This window comes from uncultured Bradyrhizobium sp., assembly GCF_936943645.1.
Classification (GTDB): Bacteria; Pseudomonadota; Alphaproteobacteria; order Rhizobiales; family Xanthobacteraceae; genus Bradyrhizobium.
In genome coordinates, this window is the sequence record NZ_CAKZJO010000051.1 from 25,699 (window position 1) to 36,457 (window position 10,759).

A 10,759-nucleotide genomic window follows, 5' to 3' on the forward strand; every position below is an offset into this window, starting at 1 on the left:
CTCACCTGCTTCCGCTCGCCGCCGGCATGTCCGGGCGGAAGCCTTCCAATGACGGCACCGGCGGCCGCATGACGATCGGTACGGCGTCGCCGGCGCGTGCGGAGGCCGCACGGCGCGAGAACACTTCGCTGAAGCTCAGTGCGATGATCAACAGACCGGACGCCGGCCCGTAATTCAACACCGTGATCGTGAACAGATTGACGACGAAGATCAGCGTCAGCTTGTAGACGTCGGTCGCGCCGAACGTCGCGCGAAACACCATCACCATGAATGCCACGAACGGGAGGCCGAACATAAGGTAGGTCCCGATGTAGAAATTATCGACGGGCACCCAAAACGCCGCGAGCGGCGAGAACAGCTGCTGGGGATAGTTGAAGCAACCTGCACCACAGCCGGTCACGAGGCCGATCGGCATGAGCTGGGTCAGGTAGATGAACGGCTTCTGCCAGCTGTTGTTGATACGATCGAGGATGCTGAACAGGGTCGAATGCGGCACCGCCGCGGTGCCGGAAGCAACCACGATCATGAAGAACGGGACGAAGATCGACGCATACGACCACAACGCGATGGTCCGGATCGCGGGAAAGCGCGACCTCTCCGGCAGCATCCGCACCAACACCAGCAGGATCAGGTACAGCACGAGCACGATCATGGTCGTCTTGCTCGTGGTCAGCTTGATGGCATAGATCGCGATCGAACCGAGCAGCAGACACCAGGTGGTGCTCATGCGAATCGACGTGATCGCGAACGACACCAGGATGAAGAAGGCAGCCATGGTGTTGTCGGCCGCAAACCCCATGAGGCGCTGGTCGTCGCCGCCATACGCCCACCACAACCGGCCGGCCTCGCGCACCGCGCCAAAGGACTCGTATTTGTAGCCCACCCAGGGCATCAGGTAGAACTTCGTCAGGAGAACGCCGATGACGGACAGGTAGAAGGTCACGGCGATGACCGACAGAAGCTTCTTGTAAGAGCCGAGGCTCGAATCGCAGAAGCAGAATCCGACGAACACCGGCAGCATCATCTTGAACGATGAGACCGCCGCGTTGACCGTACCCAGCATGAAATAGCCGAGCACGAGCGACAGCATGATCTGCACCAACACCAGCAGGGCCAGCGTGCTGCGATTGCGCAGGATGCAATGGACGAAGAACTGGATGAGGCACAGAACCGCAATGGCGTCGGGCACGTACCAAAGCGCGTTCAGGTGATAGATGCTGGTGTAATAGCGAATCACGCCGCCGAAGGCGTCGCGGACCAGATAGGCCCCGAGCGCGATCGCCTCGATGTTGAGGCTGATCAGCGTCATCTGGGGTCGATGCAGCGCGAGACTCGTCATATCAGGCTCAGTTCGTCTGCCGTGCGGGGGACGCCGAGAAATCGGAGCGGCTTCCAAGCGCGTTCCGCATGAGCCTGCCGCCGGGGATTTCGACGTAGAGATAGGTGAAGTGGGAGACCGCCAGCACGGCGGTCAATGAGACCACGAGATTCAGCGAGGCCGGCAGACCGGCCCAGACCGAGTCGAGTGCGGCGATCCGCCCTGCCCCGACGGCCCGTACGAAATATTCGGCAAGCAGCACCACGAGCGCGTGCACCATATAGATCGAGTAGGAACGTTTCCCGAGCCAGACCAGCGGCTTGGCCACGAGAATCCGCGGCACCAGCAGCGCATCCGGAAAGGCGAGCAGGCTGCCGAGGAAGATCGCAAACGTCACCGGCGCAAGGAAGGTCGACGCAGGGCTGGTCTCCGCCAGCGACACCAGGACGATGCTGGCGATCATGGCGACGAATTGCAGCATGCCCTGAACGGCAGGACCCGGCTTGGCCGGCAGGCGATCGACGATCCTGACCGTCAGCACGCCCAGAAAGAAGCTCACGAAGCAGCGCAGGATGCCGAAATCGGTCTGAAGCCCGAGGCTCCTCTTGTCGAGCACGAAGATGATGAAGACCAGACTTGCCACCGCAAGCGCGCCGCAGAGGACGTAGAACCACAACAGGGAGCGCATGCGCTGGGCAAACAGGACGATCAGGCCAAACACCAGATAGGTGTAGAACTCGACGCTGATGCTCCAGCTCGGCGCATTCCAGCTGAGATAGTCGACGAACCCCATCGAGTGCAGCAGCAGGACGTTGAGAACGAAGGAATAGGCGTTGTTCACTTCGAACGCCGCAGGCGCCGCCACGACGACTCCCGCCATGACCAAGCTGATGCGCAGGAGGCGGAAAAGCAGATTCGCCATCAGCATGACGATGTGCAGCGGATAGACCCGCGCCAGACGCCGCACCATGAACTCACGCAGCGAAAAGCGCCCGAAGTCGCTCTCGACGTAGCTGAGCGACATGACGATGCCACTGAGAACGAAGAACAGATCGACCAGCAGCCAGGAGCTTCTGAAGAACGAGCAATTGATCCACGCGTTGTGTGGAAACACGGCGAGAAAGGTCGGCATCAGCAGCAAATGATGAATCACCACCGATGTCGCGGCGACGCCCCGGATGCTGTCGAGCGGCAGGACATGCGCCTTCTCACGATGAACCAACTCCGTCACATCAACATTCCCAGCTATTGCACCGCAGCAGTGTGTATCACGATTTGCGCGCGTTCAATCTCTGCGATCGCGGACTCGCATTCGACGCATGACGATCGACGATAATTTCAACGCTCGCAGTCATTCGGACATGCGAGCGCCAAGTTCACGCCACTTTTTGCCAGAGACACCGCACGTCAGCGCGCAAATCAATTCGCGCGCGATGATTGCGAGCATTTGCGTACAAAGTGTGCGCGAAATCCGGCGCTGTTGCGATCAAGATTGAAGCGCGCCGGAGCACTGATTTCACTGGAGCAAATGCCGCACTGATAATTTTCTCGCGCAGGGAACTAAAGGCTCGTCGGCGACTTGTGTCGGTTTTGCGACCACGGCTTGCGATGCAAGCGCATGCAAACGCCTGTTATGTTTTCAAGTTGCAACATTCCTAGGCGAAAGATGCCGATCTCTCAGGCATTGTATTTCTTCATTTTGCAACCGAGTGGAAGAAGCAATGCAACGTTGTCACTGACAACATGAACTCAACTTTTGCGTCGCACAAAATTTGACACAGTTACCTGTCAGGTTTCGCGTGTTCTCCGATTGCAACAGGGAGCAAAGGGACACGGATGGGCCGCGGACTAACATATCGTCATGCAAGGGCACGATGGCTACCGATCGTCTTGGCAAGTTCTGCCTTGATCGTGTCGAGCATCGATGCCTGCCGCGCTCAGTGCGTCGAATTTTCGGATCGTGCCTCGCAGCTCGAGCTCGACACGTTCGTCAAATCGCCCTCCTCGCTCCTGGAGCGGCTGCGCAATGACAAGGAGAAGCTGAGATTCCGGCTCGCCACCTATATCGCCACCAATCCCTCGGTGTTGCCGTCCGTGCAGACGCTGATCTCCGCCTCGGCCTCAACCGATCGTTCGGCCATCGGCGCCGCGCTGAAGATTGCCGAGGGGCGGTGCACGTCCACGAAGCCGGACGCGGCGCGCAAGATCAAGGACTTCGTGCAGCGGATCGGCGATCTCAACGTGCAGGCAGGTTATTCGGCCGCGGGTGACGACACCTCCGGCATCCAGGCTCAATCGCAAGCCAAGGGCCCGGCGCAACCGGCGCGCGGCGGCGCGCTGCTCGAGGGCGAGTGGAAGACCAAGCTGGCCAACCCGTTCAAGCCCGTCCCCCTTCCGAATTGATCTGCGATCATCAAGAGGCAGCAATTAGACAATGTATCAGCCCAGAGAACATTTCCAGTCGGGCCACAGATTCGGCATCGAGTTCGGCGGAGCCGTCCTCAGCTTCGAGCGGGTGGCCGACGTCCTGCGCCGGCAATGGCCGATCGTCGCAGCGTGCACCGGCGCCGCGCTGGCCCTGGTGATCGTCTATCTGGTCACGGCGCAACCCATGTACACGGCGAATGCCCGGATCATGATGGATACGCGTCAGGCGCAGGTGCTGGACAAGGACAGCAACGCCAATAGCGCCCTCATCGACACCGGCTATGTCGACAGCCAGGTCGAGGTCATCAATTCGGATGACCTGATTCTCTCGGTCGTCCGTCGCCTGAAGTTGACTGAAGATCCCGAATTCAACGGCTCCAAGCCGGGCCTCCTCTCCGTCATCCTCGGCAAGGTGACGTCCCCGTTCAGCTCCCGCGAACCTGCGTCGCAGGATCAGCTCGAACACGCGGTGGTCGAGCAGGTTCAGAGGAACCTGAGAACGGAACGCGTCCTGACGACCTACGTCCTGTCACTGAACTATCGCGCACGGACCCCCGACAAGGCCGCCAAGATCGCCAATGCCATCGCCAAGGCCTATCTCGTCGGCGCCCTGGAAGCCAAATACGAGTCCACCAAGCGGGCAACCGAATGGCTTCAGCAGCGCAGCATCGAGCTGAGCGAACAGGCCTCGGCCAGCGACCGCGCCGTGCAGACGTTCAAGGCCGAACACAACATCGTCGGGACCAGCCGCGGCCTGATGTCCGAACAGCAATTGTCGGACCTGAACACGCAGCTGGTTCAAGCGCGGGCGGCGACGGCCGAAGCCAAGGCCCGGCTCGACCGCATCAACGCGATTTCGGACCAGGATGTCGCGCAATCGACGGTGACCGACGCGCTCAACAACTCGGTCATTACCCGTCTGCGCGCGCAATATCTCGATCTCGCGGCCCAGTATGCCGACTGGTCAAAGCGTTACGGCAAGACCCATCTTGCTGCGGTCAATCTGGCCAACAAGATGGAGGAAATCCGCAAGAACATGGCGGACGAGCTGCATCGGATCGGAGACGCCTATCGCAGCGACTACGAGATCGCGAAGAGCCGGGAAGCTTCTCTCGACAAGAGCGTCAAGGATCTCGTCGCCCAGGCCGGCCACACCGGCCAGGCCGAGGTCAAATTGCGCGACCTCGAAAGCGCCGCGGACACCTATCGCAACCTCTACAACAACTTCCTCGAGAAGCTGCAGAGCGCGACGCAGAACCAGAGCTTTCCGCTCAGCGAGTCGCGCCTGATCAGCACCGCCACCAAGCCGGATCGCAAGAGCTCGCCGCGCACGATGCTGGCGCTGGTGGGCGGCCTGGTCGGCGGTCTCTGCCTCGGCTTTGGCGTCGCATTCGGGCGTGAGATGCTCAGCGATGTCCTGCGGACCCCCGGCGAGGTCGAGGATGAGCTCGGCGTGAAGTGCCTCGGCGTCCTGCCCGACATCGGTTCGCCAACGACGACCGGAGCGCTGCTTTCGAGCTCAGCCAAGGCGAGCCCAGCAGATCTGTCCCGCTATGTCGTCGATCATCCGTTCTCGCGGTTTGCCGAGACGTTGCGCAACATCAAGGTGTCGATCGACGTTGCGCGCCTGACCCGCGAGATCAAGGTGATCGGCATCGTGTCGTCCCTTCCCAAGGAAGGAAAGACGACGGTGGCCGCCAACTTCGCGCAGTTGATCGCGCTCACCGGACATCGCGTGGTCCTGATCGACGGCGACCTCCACACCCGCTCGCTGACCCGGGAACTCGCACCCGACGCCAAGAGCGGACTGGTGGAGGCCCTCGGCGACCCCTCCAGCCTCGGCTATCATGTGCAGCGGAGCAAGGAGACGGGCCTGGATTTCCTGCCGTCCGTCGTCGCTTCCCGCATGGTCAATTCGGCCGATGTCATCGGATCGAAGGCGATGGCCGAGCTGCTCAAGGTGCTGAGAGAGCACTACGAGTACATCGTCATCGACCTTGCGCCGGTGATGCCGGTGGCGGACTCCAAGGCCGTCAGCCTCCTGATCGACGCCATGGTCTACGTGATCGAATGGGGCCAGACGACGCGAAGCGCGCTTCAGGAGTCGGTCTCCGGATCGGAAGTCCTGCAGAAGAAACTGCTCGGCGCCGTGCTCAACCGCGCCAACCCGAAGATGCTCAAGCGCATCGAGGCGTACAAGGGCAAGCACCACAACAGCTACTACGTCGAGCACGCCTAGTTCAGGCAGAGGCGCGGCGCCGCCCCAACCGAACTGGAACGACCACGGGCCCGCTACCATCTGGCAGCGGGCCTTTTCGTGTCTTGCGGAACTGTCCGTTGAAGGCGATCGAGTGCGCCATCGCGCGCAAAGCCGGGATTGCGCCAAGCTACCGGACCGCTCGGGCCTCCGTATTCGTCCGGAATCCACAACTTGCAGTTCTTGCTCTAGCCAAAAGCAAGGATTGACGGAGGCGACGGCCGCGAGGACAGTGCGCCTATTGGCAACCATCTGTCGATCAGACGAGACAATCCGAGCCTTGACGCCTCAAAATGCCGAAACTTTGGGCATCTTTCCTTCTGGGTTCACTGAGGCTAACCTCGGCTGATATTTGTAGTTCTTTTCCGGCGGGCTCGGAATGCTGATCGTCCTGACGATTTTGACTGTTTGGGTTCTGCTCAACATCCTGTTCGTGTTGGTCGTCGTGCCCCCACGCAAGCCGCGTCGGCAGTCGATGGCGACGACCCTTTCGCCCGCGCCGATCGACCCCAGCCGGCGTGACATCGAGCAGGACGAACCGTTCTCGGTTCGTCAGGTCATCGTCTCCGTAGCGATGGGGGCTTTCTTCGTACTGGTGCCGCCGCTGCTCGCCTTGCGCGATGCAGTCATGCGGCTCTTCGGCAGATCATCACGAGATGGAACCTGATCTCTCGATCCTGCGGTTCCAGATCGTGGAAAATTGAGCGGCTAATAGGCTTCCTGGAACATCACGGCGGACGCCGTGCGGGCCATGATCTTCAGGTCGAGCCAGATGCTCCAATTGCTGACGTACCAGACGTCGTATTCGACCCGCTTCTCCATCAGATCGATCGTGGGCGTTTCCCCCCTGAACCCGTTCACCTGGGCCCAGCCGGTCAGGCCCGGCTTCATGTGATGCCGGTAGACGTATTTGCTGATGAGCTCGTCATAGTAATTGTCGTGGGCCAGCGCATGGGGACGTGGACCAACCAGTGACATGTCTCCGCGCAGCACGTTCCAGAGCTGCGGCAGCTCGTCGATGCTGGTCATGCGCAGGAAACGCCCGATCTTGGTGACCCGGGCATCCCTTTTGGTCGCCTGGGCAATCGTTTCTCCGTTCTCGCAGACGGTCATGCTGCGGAACTTCCAGATCTCGAACGGCCGGCCGTTGAAGCCACGCCGCGACTGCCGGAATATGACGGCTCCCGGGGAATCCAGCTTGATCAGCAAAGCAACCGTCAGCAGCAGCGGCGTCAGCATCACGAGTGCGAACACGGCCACGCCAACGTCGAGACAGCGCTTCTGGAACCGCTCGAGAATGGTGAGGGGCGGCCGCTGGATTTCGACCGCGACGGTTCCACTGACCGGCAGAAACGGACGGGCCACCAGATCCGCGACCGAATCGTCCGGCAGCAGGCGTATCGGCTGCGGGACGGCGCGCAAATATGGGCTCAGCTTGCGGAGCATGGGCAACTCGTTCCAGTCGATCGCAAGCAGATATTCATCAACGTCGGCCGAGCGCGACTGACGGATGACATCGCGAATCTGCCGCTCCCAGTGGCCGTCGTCCCGCTCGGCGCCGAGCACGAAATGGCGCATGACATCGAAGCCGTTCCGCCGCAGGTCCTTGAAGCGGCTGGAGGTGAAGTCGAGCGGCTTGAGGCTGAGCAGGATCACCTTGCGATCGACCAGCCGGCTTCGCGCAAAGCTGGTGCCGAACACAGCCTGCCAGACGAAGCGGAGGCTGATCAGGCCAACTCCGCCGATCACGGCGAAGACGATGACGGTGCCGCGGGACAGATTGTCCGTCGATTTCAGCAGAAAGGCCGCAACGGCCAGGATCGTCAGCGACGTCAGCCAGATCAACACCGCCTTTCGAAGCTGCCAGACGACGTTGAGCAGGCGATGCGTGGCGTAGACGTCGCGGAAATAGGCGACCGCGACGAACACCACGCCGACGAACAACCCGGCTCCCACCGAAGCACTGTCGGGCGAAGCGACGGCCGCTCCGTACAGCGAAGCCCCGGCAGCATAGCTCAACAGGATCAGCAGAAAGTCAGCAGCCATGACCACGATCTGGAATGGCCTCTGAAGAGCGTTACCGCGTGTCGACGACAGCGTGTGAGCGTTTTCAGAACCATAAGTTGCAACAGCCATTCGAACCTCTGCCTATCGAGAGAGTGCCTGACGCTCATCGTGATGCTGAAGACTCGTCACTTCCCCGCGCGGAAGGTGTTGCGTGATCGCAGCGACATTGTGGCGCCGCACGCAAAACTTTTGCGGCGCAATCATCATGCGCCGCGTTGAAATGCGCAGCGAAATTCTTCGCGCTGAAAATCTCGTCACAGTGATGACATATGAGCGAACGCGCTGCCCTATTTTGAATCAAGTTCCACATTCGGCGAGCTGTTTGATCGTCGCACGAGCGCATCTTCGCTCATCTTTCAGGCGATGCGATGCTCCGACGACTCGTCGCGGATCGTTTACGAGAATTACTTCGGATTTCTATCTTTGCGTGCGTTGCAGAACTTCGCCAAGGCATGCATCTTTGCCGCGCTCTCGCGATCATCGATGCAATTCCCGGGGACCAGTCCTCGCTTCCATCGCATCATCAGGTAGGCAAAAAGTGCAGCGCCCTTCTTTCGGCGTGATCTAACCGGAGAACAAGCGCGCTCCCTTCACCGAATTCGCCTCGTTGGTGTGAGAGGGAAGCTCTCCGGTGCCGGTGACTTGGGGAAATTTTTTTCGACCACCCGATCGATGAGCACCATGATATCTCTCACCCGACCACGCCGCTCGACTCCCAAGCCGCAACTACCGGAGGGAGTCCGCATCTATGCAATCTCGGACATTCACGGATGCGCGCATCTGCTCCAACCCATGTTGCGGGTGATCGACGCCGACGTCGCCTGCAGCCGGCCGCGCTATGCGGTCGAGGTCTTCATGGGCGATTACATCGACCGCGGTCCGGATACGCGCTCCACGCTCGACGTCCTGGTCGAGCGCAGTCGCCGGGGAAACGCGGTCTTCCTCAAGGGAAACCACGAGGCATTTCTGGTGAGGGTGTTCGAGGACCCTTCATTGTTCGAGGATTGGATTGCCGTCGGCGGGACCCAGACGTTGATGTCCTACGGGCTCGCACCACCGGACCTGAAGCGCGACGAGCCGGCATCCATCTTGCGCGATTTGATTCGGGCGATGCCGACCGAGCATCTGGAATTCCTGGACAATCTACGGCTGAGCTTCAGTTGCGGGGACTTCTTCTTCGTTCACGCCGGCGTTCGCCCGGGCGTTCCCCTGGCCGACCAGACGGAGCGCGACCTGCTCTGGATTCGCGAAGAATTCCTGCGGAGCGAAGAGCAGTTCGGCAAATATATCGTGCACGGCCATACGCCGGTCCGCAATGCCGAATTCCTGACGAACCGCGTCAACATCGACACCGGCGCCTATGCGACCGGCAACCTTACCTTGATGAGCATCCAGGGCAGCCGCATGCTCGCGGTGTGAGGTGGGGGAGGTTGCCCGCGGCTGGTCAAGCGCTGCGCTCAGTTGAGCAAGCAGGGCTTCTCCAGCCGCGCGCGCGTCTCGGCCATCCAATCGTGCCAGGCCCGCTCGTGCTTGACGTAGAGCTCCAGCCAACGCTTCCCCTGCCTGTCCTGACGGACATGAGGCGGCTCGACAAGCAAATCGACGCCAAGGCGGGCGCCCGGATTGTCGAGGGCTTCGAACTCGATCGTCTCCGAGATCGTCAGCCCGACAAGCACGCGTTGTCCGGCGCCATCGACGATGTAGCGACGCGGCGCGTCCTTCCTGGGTTCGCTCATCTCGTCATGCCCCATTCGTATGGTGAGATCCCCGGTACCGCCAGGACGCCGCCTCTAGAAGGCTCGTCGGGCGTGGCCGAAGGTCGAGGTAGGAGTCGCCCCGGCCGCTCGATGCAAGGCGCCACGGGATGAGTTTGCAGGACTTCGCTGGACGCGCCAAGCACGCAGCGCGTATCCCAAGATGATACCCGAGCTGAAGATGAAAGCTGAGACGAATGTAGAAGTCATGAGAGTCGTCCTGGATAGTCCGGGACTCATCACTAGCGAGCAGTGTGTCGACATCATGATTCAAGCCGAGTCTCGACGCTGAAAGATTGTTCAAGCCGATCGCTCGCGTGCATGCCGCGCAATCACGCTTGCATCGACTACAACGTTCACGATCATTCTATGGGATCTACTCTTTATATATAGATGCCTCGCAGGCGGGCACCTTCCCGGCCTGTTGCCATCGAGCGCAGCTGTCGCGCCTGCCCTCGAGGCGAAAATTTCGGGTCCGCCGGCCGGCCCATGCCCTTGCAACCATCCGGGCCCCGTCGCATTATTTCACATCTCATTTGACCAGGGATTCAATCCAATGAACTTCCGCGCTGTTATTCCATCCATTGCGCTGTCCGCTCTCGGCCTCGCCTTGACCGCCTCTGTCGCCCCAGCGGCCGAGCTCGCGCTTGCACCGGCGCATCATCGGGCGGCCTACGTCCAGACCGGGGTCGTGCTGTGGGATGACGTCTACCCGCCCGCGATCTACGGCCCGCAGGTTCGCTCCGTCGAGGAAGTCGCGGCGATGAAAGCGCAGGCGCGTCCGGTGTCCCAGCGCTGGTGGGGCTATTGGTACGTCCGCTGAGCGCGGGAGCGCTTGTCCGGACAGAGGCCTGAGCGCCTAGCCGCCTTCGACCACAGACCGCCGATCCACCCGAAGGTGGCGGCGGTCTTTTTTTGGGGACCGCACGCCAAGTC

General features: G+C 61.0%; 9 protein-coding genes. 5 read left to right on the plus strand and 4 right to left on the minus strand.

Annotated features, from left to right (window positions below; all coding sequences use genetic code 11):
* Nucleotide 1 precedes the first annotated feature (1 nt).
* A complete protein-coding gene (locus Q0743_RS09890) occupies nucleotides 2–1,339 on the minus strand; it encodes a hypothetical protein (RefSeq protein ID WP_298241345.1) in 1,338 nt (445 codons plus the stop codon).
* A gap of 7 nt (nucleotides 1,340–1,346) precedes the next feature.
* Nucleotides 1,347–2,549 (minus strand): acyltransferase, encoded by a 1,203-nt coding sequence (locus Q0743_RS09895; protein ID WP_298241346.1) that lies wholly within the window; start codon nucleotides 2,547–2,549, stop codon nucleotides 1,347–1,349.
* A gap of 659 nt (nucleotides 2,550–3,208) precedes the next feature.
* On the opposite strand from Q0743_RS09895, the gene Q0743_RS09900 reads away from it, so the two are divergent.
* The 3 genes from Q0743_RS09900 to Q0743_RS09910 all read left to right on the plus strand — a co-directional run bounded on the left by Q0743_RS09900 (nucleotide 3,209) and on the right by Q0743_RS09910 (nucleotide 6,669).
* A complete protein-coding gene (locus Q0743_RS09900; protein WP_298241347.1) occupies nucleotides 3,209–3,721 on the plus strand; it encodes a hypothetical protein in 513 nt (170 codons plus the stop codon).
* A 31-nt stretch (nucleotides 3,722–3,752) separates the two neighbouring features.
* Nucleotides 3,753–5,984: a Wzz/FepE/Etk N-terminal domain-containing protein gene (locus tag Q0743_RS09905; RefSeq protein ID WP_298241348.1), complete on the plus strand. Its 2,232-nt coding sequence runs from the start codon at nucleotides 3,753–3,755 to the stop codon at nucleotides 5,982–5,984.
* Nucleotides 5,985–6,381: 397 nt separating this feature from the next.
* Complete coding sequence (locus tag Q0743_RS09910) at nucleotides 6,382–6,669, plus strand: hypothetical protein (protein ID WP_298241349.1); 288 nt, start codon at nucleotides 6,382–6,384, stop codon at nucleotides 6,667–6,669.
* A 41-nt stretch (nucleotides 6,670–6,710) separates the two neighbouring features.
* On the opposite strand, the gene Q0743_RS09915 is transcribed toward Q0743_RS09910, so the two are convergent.
* Nucleotides 6,711–8,138, minus strand: coding sequence for an undecaprenyl-phosphate glucose phosphotransferase (locus Q0743_RS09915; RefSeq protein WP_367184873.1), 1,428 nt, complete (start codon nucleotides 8,136–8,138; stop codon nucleotides 6,711–6,713).
* Between the two features lie 612 nt (nucleotides 8,139–8,750).
* Here Q0743_RS09915 and Q0743_RS09920 point away from each other — a divergent pair.
* The gene (locus tag Q0743_RS09920) at nucleotides 8,751–9,488 is read left to right on the plus strand and encodes a metallophosphoesterase family protein (RefSeq protein ID WP_298241523.1); all 738 of its coding nucleotides are present in this window, start codon (nucleotides 8,751–8,753) and stop codon (nucleotides 9,486–9,488) included.
* 38 nt (nucleotides 9,489–9,526) lie between these two features.
* Here Q0743_RS09920 and Q0743_RS09925 read toward each other — a convergent pair whose 3' ends face one another.
* Nucleotides 9,527–9,805, minus strand: coding sequence for a hypothetical protein (locus Q0743_RS09925; protein ID WP_298241351.1), 279 nt, complete (start codon nucleotides 9,803–9,805; stop codon nucleotides 9,527–9,529).
* Nucleotides 9,806–10,379: 574 nt separating this feature from the next.
* Here Q0743_RS09925 and Q0743_RS09930 point away from each other — a divergent pair.
* Complete coding sequence (locus Q0743_RS09930; protein WP_298241352.1) at nucleotides 10,380–10,646, plus strand: hypothetical protein; 267 nt, start codon at nucleotides 10,380–10,382, stop codon at nucleotides 10,644–10,646.
* Nucleotides 10,647–10,759 lie beyond the last annotated feature (113 nt).